The organism is Trinickia sp. NRRL B-1857 (genome assembly GCF_050470685.1).
Classification (GTDB): domain Bacteria; phylum Pseudomonadota; class Gammaproteobacteria; order Burkholderiales; family Burkholderiaceae; genus Trinickia.
The window spans coordinates 961,180-980,208 of record NZ_JBFLUK010000011.1; the positions used below are offsets into that span (position 1 = coordinate 961,180).

Consider the following 19,029-nt stretch of genomic DNA (forward strand, 5'->3'; position numbering starts at 1 on the left):
GAAGCTTAATAATTCCAAAATAAGAAGACGTTTCCGCGTTAAATTGGTCTTGGTCGATTTTGTTGCAATGTTTAAGAACGATCAAATTCATAATAAATGTTAATTTGCGGGCTGTGGGGCATGCGGGATCATTCTCCCTGTGGCACCTTTGCACGACTTTCAAGTCACTATGGTGGTCGGTTTCTTTCAAATATTGGTTTGCCGCGGACGATATTGGAAAATCTGTAAAAATCAACGGAGGCTATGAATTTTGCTAAGGGTTGGCATTCATGCTTTTGCTTGACATGCAATCCGTCACTTACTAAATTTCAATCCAAGTTCTAATTTCGATAATGATCATGCGAATTGGGATGCGGTGTTCGCTACAAAGATGATGTGAACGCAATCACGTACTGAGCGCCGCGCCGTTAAAAATAAAAGCACCTGCCGCGTTTGAGATGAGCAATGCTCATTTGGATCCAGGCACGGTCAATTTCGGGGACCCGTGGACGCGGCGGCGGACTTGGCCGGCGCAGCCGCCCCATCGATTGCGAGGCACCCGACATGTTTTGCGATTCGAAGCAATACATCAATCGCAGTAGTGCGCGAGGCGACGCGCAGGTGCGGCGAGCGGCGCTGCATCGTCCGGATCCGCGGCGGCCTCGGCCGATTTATGCGAGTACAACTGACGTTTTGTTGCAATTTGTCAACTACTACGGAAAGGTGCGTTCGTTGTCTTAGACGGTTGATTTCAAGTTTCATTTGTTGATATTTCGACCAGCGAAGTCGAAGGCGGCTTGCATCCGAAGTCGTCTAATTGATGCGTCGCACAAATATACAGATCTGTTGTTCAGACTAGTCATTGTGCGGTTGCTTGATTTCTTAACGTTGATTCATCAAACAAAAAACCGAGGGCGAAAAATGATGGATGTCGTGCGATACGGAGATCTCATCGTGCTGGAGAGTTGCGAGTGCGACGAGCATTTGTTCCTGGGGATCGTTACGCGAAAAGTAGGCAGACGCCATCCGCTGCAATTAACGACCGAAGTGGCCGAGCCGGACAAATTTCCGGTGTCCGACTATCAATGGCGGGTGTTGCCGGTGGTGGGGGCAAGACGCAAGTGGGGCGATCCGATCGCATTCGCGGATCGTGTTCGTCTGCAATTACTCGACGCGAAAGGTCAATCGCGGATGCTTGCCGTGAGTCATTTAGACGATCGTTCGATCATGGCGGAAAGACGGCCGGCGCGAATCGAGTCCTGCACGTGGTGGCTCTCCTATTCGAAGGAACTGGCCGTCGGTCGCGATGGGCGCGTGACGCCGGCCGGCGAATTCGCGCCTCACGTGCAATATGGCGCGGCCAACTACGTCACCCTGGTGAACCGAGCCGGCTATCTAGGGGCAATCGACGATCAGTATCGAATCTTGCGTAAGCGCACGACCTTACTCGAGGATTTGCCCGAGCGGGGGAAAGCGGTTTGGTGGCGGTTGCACCGGTCGACGGCTGAGGCTGTTTCCACCGTCAGACAAGAGTCGAGCGGCGACATGGCGCATGAGACGGCGGCGCGCTCGCTGTCGGTCGCTTGATGCCCGTGGGTTGGGGGCAGGGAGGCTGGCTTTACTTGCGTCAGGGCTCGCGCGGGTAGACAACGACTTCGCCGTCCACCGCTAGCCGAACGCGGGCGCCGGCCGCCGGCGCGCGGTACCCCGGTACGCGAGCATAGATGTCGGCATCGCGCGCGCCTTCCAGCCGCAGGCTGAGGCGCGCATCATGGCCGTAGAACGCGACTGCCTCGACAACGGCGGCGCACCCGTCGTCTTGCGGTCCGTCGCGGCGATCCGGTGCCATGACTTGAATTTGCTCGGGGCGGATCATGACGTCGACCGGGCCTCGGATAGCCGAATCCGACAAGGACAATCGCCCTAGATCGCAGCGAGCGCCGCCTTGCTCGGCGAAGCCGGGTAACAACAGCGCTTCGCCGACGAACGACGCTACCTCACGCGAGACGGGGCGGCGGTACAGGACCTCGGGTGCCGCGACCTGTATCAATCGGCCTTCCCAAAGCACGGCAACCTCCAGCCCCATCGACAGCGCCTCGGATTGGTCATGCGTCACGAGGACGGCCGTGGCGCCCGCGCGCGCGAGTGCCTCGGCCACGCCTTGGCGCGTTTCCGCGCGCAGCGATGCGTCGAGCGACGAAAACGGCTCATCCAACATGACGAGCGAAGGCGACGGTGCGAGCGCGCGCGCGAGGGCCACGCGCTGCTGCTGCCCGCCGGACAGTTCGTGCGGGGCCCGGTCTGCGCAAGACAGCGGCAAACCGACAAGTTCCAGCAACTCCTCTACGCGGTAGCGTGCGCGCCGTTGCTCGAGCGAGAGCCCGAACACGATGTTGCGCGCGACGGACAGGTGCGGAAACAGCGAGCCTTCCTGCGAGACGTAGCCGATGCGCCGCGTTTGGGCCGGAACATAGGTGTCCTCGCTTTCGACTTGCCTTCCACCGATCTCGATCGTTCCCCGGCTGGCACGCTCGAAGCCGCAGACCGTTCGGAGCAGGGTCGTTTTGCCGCTGCCCGAGGGGCCGAGTAAGGCGAACAAGCCGCCGTTCTTGACGGACAGGTCGACCCCGCGCAAGACGGAATGCTCGCCAAAGGTTTTGTGCAAGCCTCGGATGATTAAATCGCTCATAGGAATACGGGGGCTGCGAGCCGAAACAAAGCGTGGAGTATCAAAGCTCGGCGCGGGCCCCGGCCGCTCGGCCCAGGATCGCGAACAGCAGCGCCGAGGCGCCGAGCGAAATGCCGACCAGCAAGGCAGCGTAGGGCGCGGCCGCCGCGAAGGCGAGCGTCGCGGTATCGCTCCATACCTCGGTGGCGAGCGTATGGGTGTCGAGCGGCGAAAGCAGCAGCGTTGCGTTCAATTCCGTGACGACGGAGATGAATACCATCGTCGCCGCGGCGCCAAGGCCTGCGCGCATGAGCGGCAGCAACACCCGCGCGAGCATCGGCAAGGTGCCGAGTCCCAGCGAACGCGCCGCTTCTTCGAGCTTCGGCTGGACCTGGAGCAGCGATGCGCGCACGCTGACGAGCGCGAGCGGCAAGAAGAGCGCCGCATAGGCCGCGATCAAGAGCGTCGATGTTTGATAAAGCGGCATCGCGATACGTACCGCCAACGATACGAGCGCGAGGGCGATCACGAGTCCCGGCACGCCCTGCGCGACCAAGACGATCCGTTCGAGCGACGTGGCGAGTCGCCCCGGATAGCGCACCAGTAGAACGGCAAGCGGTAGCGCGAGTGCCGTCGTGACGATGGCGGCATTCAAGCCGAAGGTGACGGAGCTTGCGGCGGCATCGAAAAGCGCCGTTGCGGAAGCTTCGGTTGGCGTGACGGCAGCCGCGCCATGTTGCGTCAGCCAGTAAGCGATGGTGCCGAGCGGCACCCCTAACGTCACCGTCGCGAGTAAGGCGAAGCCTGCGACGACGGGCCAGCGCCAGAATCCGAGCCGATAACGCAAGGCTTCGCGCCGCGTTCCACGATCGACCCGCGCGTAGTGCGCACGCCCTCGTACGCGATGTTCGAGCGCGATACAAAAGAGGCCAGCGAAGATCAGCACACAGGCGAAGATCGACGCGCCGCCGCCGTCGAAGCTCGTGCGGTACTCGGCATAGATTTCTGTTGTAAACGTTCTAAAACGCAGTAACGAAAACGCGCCGAATTCCGACATCACGCCGAGCGCCACGAGCAGCATGCCGCCGAGCAGGGCGGGACGCAGTTGAGGCAACACCACGCGCAGGAACACTGCACGGCGACCGCAGCCGAGGGCGCGCGCGGTTTCCTCGAGCGCCGGGTCCATGCCGCGAAGCGCGGCGGCGACGGGCAAATAGACGAGCGGGAAATAGGTCGACGCGACGACGAGCAGCGCGCCGAAGAAGTCTTGCAAATCGAGGCTGATCGATACCCACGCGTAGCTTGCGATGAACGGCGGCATGGCGAGCGGCGCGACCATCAGCGCCGCCCAAATACGCCGCCCCGGCAGCGTCGTGCGTTCGACGAACCATGCCGCCGAGGTGCCGACGACGGCGCATGCGACGGTTGCCGCAACGGTGATCAATACGGTATTCGCAAGCAATTCGCCGACGAGCGGACGCAGCAGCATCTCGATCGTTTCGCCCACGCCATACGTCGCGGCGCGCCAGGCCGTGAAGGCAATCGGCAACAGGACGAGTAGCGCCCCGACGGTTGCCGCTGCCGATAGGCCGCGGGGAGGATGCGATGTTCGGCATTCTCGCGCCGGTGACGCTTGTTCGCGTCCTCGCGTGACGGTCATGATCGCTTACAGCAAGCCGGCTTCGCGCAGCAGCTTGGCGGCTTGGCTGTCGTCGCCGAGTTGCTCGACGCTGAGCGCCGGCGGCTGCAACTCGTTGAACGGTTTGAGCATCGGATCCGGCGCAACGCCCCCGTGCAGCGGATATTCATAGCCGATGTGACCCGCTGCCATGAGCGCTTGCGCGCGTTCGCCGACGAGGTAAGCGAGGAATCGCTGCGCGCCGTTCGGGTTGTGGGCACCCTTGAGCATCGCCGCGCCCGATACGTTGACGAGCGCGCCGATGTCGCCGTGGCCGAAGTGGTAGACGGCGCTGCGCATCTTGTCTTGGCCCAACTCGGTATCGAGGCGATCCCAGTAGTAATTGTTGACGATGCCCGTCGCCACCGCACCGCGATTCACCGCGGCAACCACGCCTTCATCGTCGTCGAAAATTTGCGCGTTGACCTTTAGTCCCTTGAGCCAAGCCAGGGCTTGATCGTGGCCCTTGGCGGCCAGCACTGCGCTCACGAGCGGAAGAAAGTCGGAATCGCTCGGGGCGATACCGACCTTGCCCTTCCATTGCGGTTTGGCCAGATCCATCAACGAAGCGGGTAGTTGAGCGGAGCTCACTTGCGCAGTGTTATAAGCCAGGACGTTTTCGCGGGCGAAGACGCCGACCCATTTGCCGCTAGGAGAACTAAAGCGCGCGGGCACCATCGCCAACGTCTTGCCGTCGAGCGCGCCGAGCAAGCCTTTTTCCTCGAGCAGCATCAGCTCGGGCGAGTTCTCCGTGAAATAGACATCGGCCGGCGTAGCCGAGCCTTCCGCAACCAATTGGGCGGCAAGCGCCGGGCCTTCGCCGTTACGGATGCGTACCTTAATGCCGGATTGCTTTTCGAAGTCCTTCGCCAACTGCGCCACCAACTGCTCGTGCTGGGCGTTGTACAACGTGATGGACTCGGCTTGTGCGAGGCACGCGGCGCTGCCGAGTGCCGCGATCGCCAGCGCGGCGGCGATCGATTTCACACGGTTGCCCAATCGGGATTGCGTCATGCTGGTTCTTCCTGAATGTAGTGTTTCGATGGCGGCGCGCTCACGCCGTGACTGTGTCGACGGCGTTGTCGAGCGAACCGCTCAAGCTTCGAATAAGCCCGCACCGATGAATGAACCTTGTTTCGCACCGGGCGGGCACGCGAAGATCGCGCTGCCGACATGCGTGGTGAATTGATTCATCATGTCGAACTTAGCGAGCCTTTCGTTGATCGGGATAAAGCCCGTTCGCGGATCGCGCTGATGCGCGATGAAGAGCAGGCCGGCGTCGTACTCGGTTTCTTGACGCCATGGCGGCCAGCGTTCGATGTAGAAGTTCGTGCCGTCGTTGTACGAATAGGCGCGACGCAAGAGACGCATCCCATCGTTGCTGCCCGGATTCGATAGGCGCACGTGCGAGTTTTCGGGAATCATCGGATTGCCGTCGCCATCGAGCGCGTCGAGATCGACCGCATCGAATTCGCCTTGCTTGCCGATCGGCGCGCCGCTGAGCTTATGCCGTCCGACGACTTGCTCTTGGAAGCCGAGCTGCATGCGATCCCAATGTTCGAGCGTGATTCGAATGCGCCGGACGACCGTATAGGTGCCGCTCGCCATCCAAGCGGGACCTTCAGCGCCGGCCCAGACGAATTGCGCCATCGACGCGGGATCGGATGCGGGCGGATTGTTGGTCCCGTCCTTGAAGCCCATGAGATTGCGCGGCGTTTTGCCTCGCGAACCCGAAACGAACCCGGCTTGGCCCCAACGCATTTGGATTGCGCCGTATCCCATGCGCGCGAGCTGGCGCACGGCGTGGAAGGCCACTTGCTGATCGTTGGCGCATGCCTGCACATACAAGTCGCCGCCGGATTTTTCCGGCAGTAGCTGATCGCCGTTGAAGCGCGGCAAATCGACCAGCGCCGCGGGGCGCCGGGCGGCCAACCCATAACGGTCCTTGCCTTCGTGCGTGAACAAGCCGGGCCCGAAACCGAACGTGATCGTGAGACCGGCCGGCCCGAGCTCTAGCGCTTCGCCCGAATCCGCGGGGGGCGTATCGTCGTTCGCTTGGATGGGCAGCGCCGATTCGCCGCGGGTCATACGCGCCGCCGCGTCGGTCCATTCCCGCAGCAGCCGGATGACGTCGGCCCGCTTATCGGTCGTTAAATCGAACGCGGCCGCGTAGGTATGGCTTTGCTGAGGCGTCACGATACCGCCTTGATGCTCGCCGAAGAACGGCTCGGCCGCAGCCATCGGGTCCGAGGCAACCTCGGGTTTATGAGCGCGGGCGGGTGTCGCGGCCCGCGCTGTCGCGGCCGCGCCAAGCGCGCCCGCGGCAGCCGTGGCTGCGCCGGCCTTCAAGAAGGCACGCCGCGCGGCGTGTTTGCGCTCGGTATCGTCGTCGTGCGTCATGTCACTTGGCCAATACGAGTGTGTTGACGTCGTCTTCGACGTAATAGAAGCCGTCGCCTTGCGGCGTCATCGCAATACCGAACAAGTCGCCGCTGCCCGGGGGCGACTGCGCCTTGTCGGTATCGATCCAGCGGGCATAGAGTTGCGTGGCGCTAGCCGGGTCGATTTCGACGACCTGGCCGTTGAGCGCGTTCGTGACCAGCAGATGGCCGTTCGGTGCCGTCGCCAGCGCCAGCGGTCGATGCAGCAGACCGTCCGCTGTCAATTGCCGGCCGACGCCGGCGCTCGTCTCGCGCGTCATCGGCTCGTCGATTACGGTGATGCGGTTGCCGATGGCGTCCGACACATAGAGTTGCTTGTGGTCGCCGGACAAGGCGAGGCCCGTCGGCCCGATGAGAAACACGCCTTTGTCGGCCTGCGCGCCGAAGCCGCTGGCCACGACGGTTTGCCGCGTAACCACGGGAGCGTGGCCCGGTGCAATCTCGAGATCCAAACGCACGACGGTCGATTGCTTGAAGACAGGCACTTCGCCGTCGGCGCCGGCTTTCGGGCCGCCCACGCCGAAGCCGGCATTGCTCACGAAGAGCGTCGCCGTCTCGCCGTTGTCGACCACGGCCATGTTGCCCCAGGGGTCGTTGATGTTCTCGCCGGTGATCGTGGAGACGACCTTGCCGGTATTGTCGAGCACGACCAAGCATCCGGCGCCTTTCGTCGTGGTGGTGCCGTCGTTGCTGGGCGTGCTGCCGACGATGACCCAGCCCGAGCTCAGCATCGTCATGGCCGTCGATAAGCCGATCCCGCCGGGACACGCTTTCAGGTCGCGCGGCACCGTCGCGAACACCGACATTTGCTTCGTGTCGGGGTGGTAATCGACGATCGTACTGCCGGTGCCTTGCAGATTCGCCGCGTTGTTGAAGTTGCCGACTAGTACGTCGCCGGCTTTGACCGTACCGGACGAGACCGGCGCGACGGCGATCGCATAAGGGTTTTGATCGCCGTTTTCGGGCACCGTATTGATGAGCGTCGTATCCCGGTGGATCGTCTCGAGGAATCCTTTCGGCGCCGCGTGGACCGTATGGCAAGCGGCAACGAGAACGGTAGCGGCTGCGGCCGCTCTGGCCATGGCGATGGTTTTCATGAAGGAGCCCCGTCGAAGTTAGAACGTGATGGTTGTGCGAACGCCCACGACGAACGTATTGCGCAGCGTTTGTGTTTGGTCGTTGGGGTTTTGGCCCGCGCCGGCGTTGAACGTGTACTGCGCGTCGCCTTGTAAGACCCACCACGGCGTGACCTGGTATTGGTAAGTGGCTTCGAGCGCCGTCTCGCTACCGCGGACGACGTTGCCGCTATCGGCGTCGAGTCCCGCCGCATGACTGCCGACCTTGATGTAGGCGAGGCCCAAGCCCACGCTGTCGTTGTCGCGCCCCTTGAACGGCGCTTTCATGACGACGCCGACATTCGCACTGACGCTCACGAGGTTCCGGTCGCCCGGCGCGCCCATGACGCGCGCGAAGACGCCGATGCTGCGCGGCTCGTCGGGATTGGGGCGCCACACCATTTGATCGGCCACGGCATAGAAGCTGTAATTGCCCCTGTGCTGTGCGGCGAGCCCCGTTGTCGAGTTCGCGAGCGACGCACCGGTGTTGTCGAGGCGTTGATCGGCGAACCGCTCGTTGTTGTACCAAACGCCGATCTTGTAGGTTCCCGGCAGACCGGCATTGGCTTTGCCGTCGTCCATCTGGCCTTCGCTCGGCTGATTGACGGCGTACTGCAATTCGCCGATATAAAGCGCGCCGTTATGAAGATTGAAGTTGGTGCCGCTGCCGTTGAGGCGCTGCGGATCGCCCTCGCCGGGAGCCGGATTGCCGTCGAAGACACCGGCCAAAGCCGTCAGCGACGGCGTAATCTGCCCGCGTACGCGGACGCCGAGCGCCGAGAGCGGATAAGCCGGGCCGCCCGAGGGCATGTCGTACGACGGCAAGCCGGCCCACCCGAACATGGTATTGACGAACGTGTTCGCGTACGTGCTGACCATGAATTCTTGGTCGAGGCTTTGTTGACCGATCTTGAAGTCGACGCGGCCGTGCAATATCGATTGCTGATACCAAAGCTCCCACAAACGGGTGGTGTCGTCGGCTTCGATGCCGCTAGCGGTGTTCAGCGTGCCGAGTTTGTATTGACTCAGATTGCGGCCGTGAATTTGCAGCCCGCTGACGTTGAACGTACCGCCCGGCAATCCGAACGCCTTTTGCGTGTCGAGGCCGAGGGTCATCGTCGTCAAACCGTCGTACATGCCGCCTCGGGCAAGACCGCCGCGAAGGTTGGCGAGGTATTCGCTCGTCTCGGTCATTTGAAACGTCATGCCGTACCGACCGATCCACGGCCGCAGACCGCCGATGTCGCCAAGCAGGGTTGAGCGCGTTGCCAGTCCGGTCCACTGGCTCGTGGGTTGCGCTGCGATGCTGAGGTCAGCCTCCTGCGCTTGCGGCAATGCGTCGGGCGATCCCGCGGCAAATGCCGAGCACGACGCGAACGCGCTCCAGGCAAGAGCGGCGCAACGCGCCAACGGGTGAGCTTGCTTACGCGCGGCTGGTCTGAACCTCATCGAAACTCCTGTGCTTGTGTTGTCGCCAAGGCGCTGCGGATCGGCTCTCGCGTGATGGGGAAGGCCGAGAGCGTTGCCTTGCGCTATCTCGAGATTGATTTATGTGTGACAGCGAATGGGATCGAATTGTACTGAGTAAAAGTAGAAATGCAAATACTAATGCGAACCGTTCGCATTTAATTGATTGGTATGAATATTTCGATTTGCTTTCAGTTGGCGCGGTCTACTCGCGCAGGGGCAAGCGAAGACCTATTGCAGTTGCACGCCGTCGAATAGGGGTGCGCGGGGATGCGCACCTTATCGGATCGTCTAGGCCTTTTCTGCTTCGTCCGGTACCGTTGCGAGTTCGGCGAGCCATGCGTCGGCGCTGGAATCGCTGGGCGCGCGATAGTCGCCGCGTGGGGACAGCGAGCCGCCCGAGCCGACCTTCGGGCTGTTCGGCAGACAGGTGCGCTTGTATTGCTGCCCGCCGAAAAATCGCTGCAAAAGCACACCGAGCCAATGCTTGATGGCAACGATTTGATAGCTGTTCCGTTTGTCTTCGGGGATATCGGGCCACGACCCAAGTGCGGCGTCATGCCACGCGGACCATGCGAGAAACGCGATCTTCGATGGCCGATAGCCGAAGCGCAACAGATAGTAAAGATGAAAATCCTGTAGCGCGTAGGGCCCGACGATGTCTTCGCTTCGCTGCACTTGGCCGGCCGCGCCGGGGGGAATGAGTTCGGGGCTGATCTCGGTTTCGAGCACATCCATCAAGGCCGTGCTCGCTTGTTCTCCGAGCGTGCCCCATTGAGCGCTGCGGCCAACCATATATTCGACCAAGGTCTTCGGTACGCTCGCGTTGATGCCGTAGTGCGACATCTGATCGCCTACGCCGTAGGTGCAAAAGCCGAGCGCCAACTCGCTCAGGTCGCCGGTGCCGACGACGAGGGCGCCAAATTGATTGGCCATCCTAAACAAATGGCTCGTTCGCTCGCCGGCCTGCACGTTCTCGAAGGTAAGGTCGTGCACCGGTTCGCCGTTCGAATAGGGGTGCCCGATATCTTGCAACATGCGTTCGCAGCTAGGGCGGATATCGATTTCGCGCTCCTCGCACCCTAACGCCGCGGCAAGACGGCGGGCCTGAGCGAGCGTACGTGGGCCCGTACCGAAGCCGGGCATCACGCAAGCGATGACCGCCGTGCTCGGCAATTGCAACGCCGCTACCGCCCGCATGCAAACCAGCAGCGCCAGGGTCGAGTCGAGCCCGCCCGAGATCCCGATCACTAGCCGCGAAACCTTCGCCGCCCGCATCCGCGTCACGAGCCCTTGCACTTGAATGTCGTAGATTTCGCGACAACGTTCGTCGCGGTCGGCCGGGTTGGACGGCACATAGGGAAACCGTTCGAACACGCGCTCGAGCGGCAGACGGATCGTGCGCGGCAGCATCGCGGCCACCGGGATCGTGCGGAAGCGTGCGCATGCGTCTCGATGAGCATGCGCGGTATCGCCAAACGTCGTTTGACGCATGCGTTCGCTCATGAGCCGGTCAAGATCGACGTCGGCGAAGACGCATTGGGAGGCATCGAGAAACCGGCGGGTTTGGGCGAGTGCATTGCCGTTTTCATAAACGATACCGTGACCGTCCCATGCGAGGTCGGTTGTCGATTCGCCGTAACCGGCAGCGCTGTAGGCATAAGCGGCGAGGCATCGTGCCGACTGACTGCTGACGAGTTCGCGCCGGAATTGCGCCTTGCCGATCGTCACGTTCGACGCCGATAGATTGAGCAACACAGTGGCGCCGGCCAATGCCGCGAATGACGATGGGGGAAGGGGCACCCATAGGTCTTCGCAGATTTCGATGTGAAAGGTCAGCATCGGCTGCTGCTCGAAGCGAAACAGCAGCGCGCTGCCGCACGGGATATCGGATTGTCCGAGCAAGGAGACGGAGTCGCGCGTCAACCGATCGCCGCGTGCGAATTGGCGGGGTTCGTAGAACTCTCGGTAGTTCGGCAAGTACGTTTTCGGCACGATCCCGAAGATGAGGCCGCGCCGTAGGACGACCGCGCAATTGAAAAGCAAGCTTTCGATTTCGAGCGGTAACCCTACGATACAGACAGACTCGATCTCGCGCGAAGCGGCCAAGACGTCTTCGAGTGCGGCTAGGCAGCCGTCGAGCAGCGCCCGCTGATGGAACAAGTCATCGCACGCGTACGAGGAAAGTCCCAACTCGGGAAAGAGCGTCAATGCGGCGTGCCCTGCATCGGCTTCGCGCATGAGCGCGATTGTCTCTCTGGCGTTCGATGCCGGATCGGCGACATGAGCGCGCGGCACGGCGACTGCGATCCGAGCAAAGTTGTGACGATACAAGTTGAAAAAGCTCGGCGCATCGCTCATGGCAATTTCCTTGGCTCGCTAGTTCGGTCACGAACGTAGGGGCACGATAGCAGATCGATGCGCTCGCCGCAGCGGCGTGCACGCTGACGGGATGCGCGATGCCCGATATTCAAGGCGGCCGTAACGACGAGCGAACAAACGTTAGGCAGCCGTCGTTGCTCGAAACGTTGGCCGACAATCGATTGATGCGGGTCAACGTATCCCAGCGATCGTCCTCCTACAGTCAGTATGTGACACATTGGATCGGACGCGAGGCGAGCCAAAGGAGGGTGCGATGTCGCGGGAATGGAAATCGACGAGTAAGAGAGCGGCCGTTTGGATTGCGGCGCTCGCCGCGGCGGTGGGGGGGACGCTATCCGCATCGGCTCAGATGCCGGGAGCGGGTTCCCGCGGAGGCGGGTATGGCTATGGCCCCGGCATGATGGGCGGCGACTACGGCCCCGGCATGATGGGCGGCGACTACGGCCCCGGCATGATGGGCGGCGGCCGCGGGATGATGGGCGGCGGCTGGGGCATGATGGGATTCGGCGGCGGGTGGGTAGATGCGCTCGGTTTGTCGGACGATCAGAAAACGAAGATCAACCGCATCCAGGACGAATCGCGTCACGAGCGCTGGGCGTTGATGGGCAGCATGATGGATCAACAAGCCAAGCTTCGCGATTTATATGAAGCGCCCAAGCGCGATTCAGCGGCGATCGACGAAACCTATAAGTCGATCGGCGAGCTTCGCCAAAAGATGGTCGACAATTCGGTCTCGGCTCGCAAACGCATGGAAGCGGTCCTGACCAGCAAGCAGCTCGAGAAGCTACGTACCTATCGCGAAGAAGACGGGTTCGATTGGTAAAGCAGCAAACCGATCGCCGCTCCCGCTAGCGTTGACCTCTGCCGCACTCGGCGAACCGCCAATCTCTAGCCGCCGTCTCTCCGCTCGCCCGCATTAACGGGTTTGGCTTAAAGGCCGCGGCGATCGAATCTCCTCGACCGCCAATCGTTCCCATCGAAATCGACGGGACGGCGCCCCTCGACCGGATCGACTGTGCATGGTCGCGACCGGCGATGGTCGCTTGCTCATATAAGGTCTCGAGCCAGCCGCCACGCATAAATATGAACGGAACGTTCTATTTCTTGTTTTCAACGATGCGTACTGCGCGGCAAGCTAATTCAATAACGAGCACAATCTTCCCAAATCGACCGGTTTTCATCGGGAAGTCCTCGTCATGAATCGAAATCGTATCGTCTTGATCAACTCTTGCGTCATTCTCGTATTGGGCTTGTTTTCGATCGATCTCTATAACCCGGCACTGCCGAGCATCGTCGCCGCGATCAAAATCAGCCACGCTCAAGCTGAAAGCCTGGTCGTCTACTATCTTGCGGGCTTCGCGCTCTCTCAACTCTGGTATGGGCCCGCTTCCGACCGCCACGGGCGGGTTCGTATCATCGCCGTTTCGCTGCTACTCGCGGCGTTGGGAAATCTATTGACGGCGTTCGCCAGAACAGGAAATGAACTCATGCTATGCCGTCTCATCACGGGGCTGGGAGCAGGGGGATGTCCCGTCATCAGCCGTGCCGTGCTGAGCGACGTGTTCAAGGAAAAGAAATCGCTGACGCAAGCGCTCGCGGTTTTTTCCATGGCCTCGCAAGTCTCACCCGCGTTTGCGCCGATGATCGGCGGTGTCATCACACTGTATCTGTCGTGGCGATATAACTTCGCGGCGTTGTTCGCGCTCACGCTCGCAGGTCTTTTCATCGTCAAGACGACACTGCCCGAGACGCGTCCGGAGCACGCTTCACGCGCGTCGGGCAATGCGTTCGCGAGCTATAAGATTCTTATGTCGAGCGCGACGTTCATGGTGTACAGCATCGTCTCGGCATTGCTGTTCGCCGTCACCATCGGCTATTACACGATTAGCCCATTTATCTTCCAGGATCACTATCGACTCACGTCGGCACAAAACGGACTCTTGTACGTTTTCTATGCGGTCGGCATCGTCATCGGCTCGTTCGCGACCAAAAATATCGTCGCGCGGTTCACCCCCGAGCGCGTGCTCAGAACATCGTTGACGTTTCTCGTCGTTGTTAGCGGCGCGGCGGTGACGCTTTGCGTGACGCAGCCGGACGTCGGGCTAACGGTCATGTTGATCTTCGCATTTCTCGTCGCCGTGGGCTGCGGGGTATCGGCTCCGCTGCTGCTCGGCCTGAGTCTTCATCCGTTCCCGCAGCTCGCCGGCGCGGGCAGCGCCTTGCAAGGGACGGTCAAGATGGCTGGCGCGGGAATCACGCTTTGGCTCATTGCGCTGCTGCGCCCGACGGATTTGCCCGTATTGATGACGATCATTCTCGCGTTGACCGCCGCGTCGCTGTTGCTCGGATTGCTCGTTGCCCTGCCGAGAGAGCGCGAAACGCTTGCGGCGGACAATAGCGGATCGCGTTCCTGATCGGCAGCTAGCTTGGCAAGCGAAAAAAGGCCGAACGCGTAGGCTCGGCCAAGCCGGCGATCAGACAGGACCGCGGAATGCATCGAAGAAGGCAAGGCGGCCGGGCGATGATGCGCCCGGTCCGCCGTTGAAAAGACGCCGCGTCAGCGTACGCTGCGCGAGCGGCGGATGTGATCGAAGAAGACCGCCAGCAACAAGATGCCGCCGCGAATCAGATACTGGTAGAACGTCGGCACGTTGAGCAGGCTCATCGCGTCTTGCACGGATCCCATGATCAGCACGCCTACGAGCACGCCGGAGATCGTCGCCACACCGCCCGTAAGCGATACGCCGCCCAATACGCACGCCGAGATCACGCCCAATTCGAGGCCCACCGAGGTCTTGGGGTCGCCCAGGCTCATGCGCGATGCGAGCATCACGCCGGCGAAACCGGTCACGAGCCCTTGTAGGACGAAGACGAGGATCTTGATCCGCGTGACCGGCAAGCCCGCAAGCAGGGCGGCCTCGCCGTTACCGCCGACGGCGAGCACGTTCTTGCCGAACACCGTCTTGCGCAGGATGAAGCCGAATACGACGAAGCCGACGATGTTGCTCCAAATCGGATAGGAAATGCCGAGGAACGAACCGCCGCCGAGGTCGAAGAATCGTTCCTCGGAAATCATGACCGCGTCGCCGTTCGATACGATGAAGGCTAGGCCGCGCACGACTTCCATCATGGCGAGCGTCACGATCAGCGAATTGATGCGGTAGCGCGCGACCAGGACGCCGTTCACGAGACCGACCGCGCCGCCCGCGATCACGCCGCCGGCCACGCCGAGCAAGACGCTATGGGTGGCCGTGATGAGCGTGGATGCGACAACGCCCGAGAGGGCGACGATCGACGCCACCGACAGATCGACTTCGCCGAGCGCCAGCACGAACATCATCGTCACGGCGATCGAGCCGATCAACGTGACCGATAACAGCAGACCTTGCATGTTGCGGCTGGTCATGAAGTCGGGCACGGTGAAGCATAGGACGACGAACAAAATCGCGAACACCATGACGATGCCGGATTTGTTGAGCATGCGCCACGTCTTGGCCGCGTAGGCTGCCGGGCCGCGCGGCGCGGGTTGCGATAGGGTTTGAGGTTGTTGCATGATCGGTTCTCGTTCGTTGCCGCGCACGCCGAGCGTGCACGGCCAAAAAAATCAGTGCTGCAAGGAAATCGGGAAGGTCATCGAGGCAGCGCGAGCTTGATCAATTGATCGGGGCTCGCCTCGGCCTTGGGCAACTCGCCCACGATGCAACCTTCTTTCATGACGACGATGCGATCCGCGACGCCGATCACCTCGGCCAAATCGCTGGACACGAGCAGCACGGTTCGGCCGGCCTCGGCCAATCCGTATAGCAGCTCATAGATCTGCGCGCGTGCGCCCACGTCGATACCGCGCGTCGGTTCGTCCATCACGAAGACATCGATTTTTTCGGCGAGCCAGCGAGCCAAAATGACCTTCTGCTGGTTGCCGCCGGAAAGCGTTCCGATCGCCGTGTCGCCGTTGCGCGTTTTGATCGACAGCTTTTCGATGTACTCGGTCGTCAGCTCGCGTTCGCGCCTCTCGTTCAAGAGCCAGCGAGACACGCTCGAATGACGGCGGGCGCTAATGTTGAGGTTGTCGGACACCGACGCGATGGCCACGATGCCTTCTTTCTTGCGATCTTCGGGGCACAGCGCGATACCGGCCCGCACGGCATCGCGCGGTGTGCCGAATCGCACGCGGCGGCCGTCCAGCTCGATTTCGCCTTGGCTTGGGCGCACGGCGCCGCATACGAGCTTCATCAATTCGGAGCGGCCCGCGCCGACCAGCCCGAAGAAGCCGAGAATCTCGCCCCGGCGGGCATTGAACGATGCAGGCTCCGACAAACCCGGCCCGACCAGTCCTTTGGCTTCGATCCGCACGTCGCCGACGGGGCGGGGGCGGTAGCCGTAGACATCGCGAATCGAGCGGCCCACCATCGAGCTGATCAAGCGGTCGCGTTCGAGGCCGTCGACCGCTTCGAACGTTTCGATCGATTTGCCGTCGCGAAACACCGTCACGCGATCGCATAGCTCGTAGACCTCGTCCATGCGGTGCGTGACATAGACGATCGCGCGGCCCTCTTGCCGCAGACCGTCGATGATCTTGAACAATTGCGTCGTTTCGCGGGCCGAGAGCGAACTCGTCGGCTCGTCGAATGCAATCACTCGCGCGTCGCGCATCAACGCCTTTCCGATCTCGATCATTTGCCGCTGTCCGATCGAGAGATTCTTCACTTGCTCGCGCGGATCGATGCGCTCGCCGAGACGGTCCAGCGTCTCGGTGGCCCGCTCGATCAGCGCGCGCTCCGTCAGCACGCCCATCCGGTTCGGAAGCTGACCGAGCATGAGATTTTCTGCGACGGTCAGCTCGGGAACGAGGTGCAATTCCTGGTAGATGATGGCGACGCCTGCCTCGATGGCGGCCTTCGTCCCCGAAAAATGCTGTTCGACACCCCCGAGCAGCAACGAACCCGACTGCGGCACGTTCACACCCGAGAGTACTTTCAGCAACGTCGATTTACCGGCGCCGTTTTCGCCCATGAGGCCGTGCACCTCGCCGGCGCGTACCGCGAACGACACACGATCGAGCGCAAGCACGCCGGGAAAACTGACGGTGATGCCCTCCAGTTGCAAATAGGGCGCGGCATTGCCGGCATCGGGCGGACGCATGGCGCCCGTGCCCGTCGCTACGATAGCGTTGTCGTTCGCGTCATGCATGACGTTTAAATCCCCAATTCGCGACGCACGTCGAGCCAGTTTTGGCGCGTCATCAGCTTGCCCGTCGTCTGCGTATCGGCAGCCGGCTGCTTGCCTGTGCGGATCCACTGAACGAGGTTCTCGGTGCTGTCCTTGCCGTGATTCGTCGAGCTCACCGCGATCGTGCCGTAAAAGCCCGTCGGCTCCTTCTTCTGGAACTCGGCGAACGCTTCGCCGGCACCGTTGATGCCGACGCCGATCACGTCGGACGACGGAATATGCAGCTGTTCCGTTGCACGAACGCCGCCGAGCACCGATTCTTCGTTCAACGCGAAGACCACCCACTTCTTGATGTTCGGGTGCTTCGACAAAACGGGCGAAGCGGCGACGAAGCCGCCTTCGTCGTCGGTCGTCTTTTGCGGTGCGTCGAAGATGTTCTCCTGCTTGAAGCCGTTCGCGAGCAGCGTTTGCGTCGCGCCGTCGGTGCGCAGCTTGGCCGTCGGCAGTTCATAGTCGGAGATGCGGATCGCACCGACCTCGGCAGGGTTCCAGCCGCGGCGCTTCATCTCGTCGGAGATCGCTTGGCCCACTTGGTTGCCGATCTTGAACGCGGACATGCCGAGGTGCGGCACGCCGGCGAGCGGCTTGCCCGACGAATCGACGAGTTGGTCGTCCACCGTCACGAACTTCATGTTGTACTTCTTCGCGCGCGCTTGAATCGCCGGTCCGAGCCGAACGTCGGGGGCGCAGATCACGAAGCCCTTGGCGCCTTGCGCGCCGAGGTTGTCGATGGCGCTGAGCACGCGTTCCCCGTCGGGCGTGCCGATGTTCACGACGCTAAACCCCTCGCTCTTGCCGAGCGCGGTGGCTGCCTTTTGCTCGTTGATGAACCATGCCTGCTCGGGCATCTTCACGAGAAAGCCGATCTTCAAGGGCTCGTCCGCGTGAACGCCGAGCGGGGCCGCGAGCGGAGCGGCCAGGAGGGCGGCCATGGCGGCACGCAACGTGAAGCGGCGAAGCTTGCTGGTCATACTAGTCTCCTTCTTGTCGGTCTAACGTAGACCGTGTTGTAAAACAAAGTCCGGGCTTATAAATTAGGACTACTAAGGGTTTGTAACCGTGCGCACTTGACGAGAGGCGCTGCGACGCGGCCGCATCGGCGATCCGATGTCGCGTCGAAGCGCCTTCCCGTTATTCGACGAATGCTTCGATCGTCTCCCGCTTGCCGAGCAAGAACGCGTCGGCCACGAGGGCGAGCGGCCGTGCATCGACGTCGCGCTCACGGCGCTGGATCAGGTCATGCCAGTGGCTGTAGAGCGAGGGATACTCGTGCACCGACCCGAGCGCGACTTCACGGCCATCGATCGCGAGGCGGTTGCCGCCTTGCGAAAGCAGCAACGAGCCGTCGGCGGTGCGCACTTCGATTTCCCACAGCTCTTGCGGACCGTGCCGCCAATCGAATTCCACTTGCACGGGTACGCCGACCGTATCGGTCAATTGGAGATCGGCTGCGATCGGCATTTGCTTGTTGGCGGGAATCCGGAGCGTGGAGGCGGCGAGCGCCACCTCGCGCGGCAAGATGCGCGTGACGATCGACAGTGCGTTGATGCCCGGATCGAAGACACCGAGGCCGCCCGGTTCCCAGATCCACGCTTGGCCGGGATGCCAGCGGCGTACGTCTTCTTTCCAACGTACGTGCACATGACGGATCTCCTGCGTGGCAAGCCATGTGCGAGCCGCTTCGACGCCGAGCGCGTGACGCGAATGCCAGCTCGTAAAGAGCGTAAGACCGGCCGTGCGCGCCATCTCTTCGAGTGCGCCGACTTCGGTCAGGCACGCGCCGGGCGGCTTCTCCAGCATGACATGCTTGCCGGCCGACAGCGCCTGCCGGGCTTGGGCGAACCGCGGCAGCGGCGGCGCGCAAAGCGAAACGGCTTCGATACCGGGTTCGGCTTCGAGCAGGGCTTCGAGCGTGGGGTAGTTGCGCACGCCTTCGACGGATGCGTTGCGGCTTGCGCAGGCCACCAATTCGAAACGGGGATCGGCCGCGATCGCGGGTAGGTGCTGATCGCGGGCAATCTTGCCGATGCCGACCAACGCGATGGAAATCTTCTTCATAGCGCCCCCGCT

Annotated in this window: 14 protein-coding genes; 3 read left to right on the plus strand and 11 right to left on the minus strand. The window is 61.9% G+C overall.

The genetic code is table 11. From position 1 onward, the window contains the following. Positions 1-900: 900 nt before the first annotated feature. Entirely contained in the window at positions 901-1,566 is a 666-nt protein-coding gene (locus tag AB1286_RS25340; protein ID WP_430365984.1) for a hypothetical protein, read from the plus strand. Positions 1,567-1,606: 40 nt separating this feature from the next. On the opposite strand, the gene AB1286_RS25345 is transcribed toward AB1286_RS25340, so the two are convergent. The 7 genes from AB1286_RS25345 to AB1286_RS25375 all read right to left on the minus strand — a co-directional run bounded on the left by AB1286_RS25345 (position 1,607) and on the right by AB1286_RS25375 (position 11,709). Further along, positions 1,607-2,668, minus strand: a complete 1,062-nt coding sequence (locus AB1286_RS25345; protein ID WP_430365985.1) for an ABC transporter ATP-binding protein — start codon at positions 2,666-2,668, stop codon at positions 1,607-1,609. Positions 2,669-2,708: 40 nt separating this feature from the next. Further along, positions 2,709-4,307 (minus strand): ABC transporter permease, encoded by a 1,599-nt coding sequence (locus AB1286_RS25350; RefSeq protein ID WP_430365986.1) that lies wholly within the window; start codon positions 4,305-4,307, stop codon positions 2,709-2,711. 6 nt (positions 4,308-4,313) lie between these two features. Then, positions 4,314-5,339, minus strand: a complete 1,026-nt coding sequence (locus AB1286_RS25355) for an iron ABC transporter substrate-binding protein (protein ID WP_430365987.1) — start codon at positions 5,337-5,339, stop codon at positions 4,314-4,316. An 81-nt stretch (positions 5,340-5,420) separates the two neighbouring features. Next, on the minus strand, positions 5,421-6,725 hold the full coding sequence (efeB, locus tag AB1286_RS25360; RefSeq protein WP_430365988.1) for an iron uptake transporter deferrochelatase/peroxidase subunit: 1,305 nt from the start codon (positions 6,723-6,725) through the stop codon (positions 5,421-5,423). 1 nt (position 6,726) lies between these two features. Beyond that, a complete protein-coding gene (locus AB1286_RS25365) occupies positions 6,727-7,863 on the minus strand; it encodes a hypothetical protein (protein ID WP_430365989.1) in 1,137 nt (378 codons plus the stop codon). An 18-nt stretch (positions 7,864-7,881) separates the two neighbouring features. Continuing rightward, complete coding sequence (locus tag AB1286_RS25370; RefSeq protein ID WP_430365990.1) at positions 7,882-9,330, minus strand: carbohydrate porin; 1,449 nt, start codon at positions 9,328-9,330, stop codon at positions 7,882-7,884. A 309-nt stretch (positions 9,331-9,639) separates the two neighbouring features. Then, the gene (locus AB1286_RS25375) at positions 9,640-11,709 is read right to left on the minus strand and encodes an NAD(+) synthase (RefSeq protein WP_430365991.1); all 2,070 of its coding nucleotides are present in this window, start codon (positions 11,707-11,709) and stop codon (positions 9,640-9,642) included. A gap of 274 nt (positions 11,710-11,983) precedes the next feature. On the opposite strand from AB1286_RS25375, the gene AB1286_RS25380 reads away from it, so the two are divergent. After that, the gene (locus tag AB1286_RS25380; protein ID WP_430365992.1) at positions 11,984-12,553 is read left to right on the plus strand and encodes a Spy/CpxP family protein refolding chaperone; all 570 of its coding nucleotides are present in this window, start codon (positions 11,984-11,986) and stop codon (positions 12,551-12,553) included. A 373-nt stretch (positions 12,554-12,926) separates the two neighbouring features. Then, entirely contained in the window at positions 12,927-14,144 is a 1,218-nt protein-coding gene (locus AB1286_RS25385) for a Bcr/CflA family efflux MFS transporter (protein ID WP_430365993.1), read from the plus strand. 143 nt (positions 14,145-14,287) lie between these two features. Here the strand turns inward: AB1286_RS25385 and araH are convergent, their stop codons facing one another. From araH to AB1286_RS25405, 4 genes are all read right to left on the minus strand, one after another. Then, a complete protein-coding gene (gene araH, locus AB1286_RS25390) occupies positions 14,288-15,283 on the minus strand; it encodes an L-arabinose ABC transporter permease AraH (protein WP_430365994.1) in 996 nt (331 codons plus the stop codon). A 77-nt stretch (positions 15,284-15,360) separates the two neighbouring features. Further along, positions 15,361-16,872 (minus strand): L-arabinose ABC transporter ATP-binding protein AraG, encoded by a 1,512-nt coding sequence (gene araG / locus AB1286_RS25395; protein ID WP_430367314.1) that lies wholly within the window; start codon positions 16,870-16,872, stop codon positions 15,361-15,363. Between the two features lie 53 nt (positions 16,873-16,925). After that, positions 16,926-17,930 (minus strand): arabinose ABC transporter substrate-binding protein, encoded by a 1,005-nt coding sequence (locus AB1286_RS25400; RefSeq protein WP_430365995.1) that lies wholly within the window; start codon positions 17,928-17,930, stop codon positions 16,926-16,928. A 160-nt stretch (positions 17,931-18,090) separates the two neighbouring features. Then, a complete protein-coding gene (locus AB1286_RS25405) occupies positions 18,091-19,017 on the minus strand; it encodes a Gfo/Idh/MocA family protein (RefSeq protein WP_430365996.1) in 927 nt (308 codons plus the stop codon). Positions 19,018-19,029 lie beyond the last annotated feature (12 nt).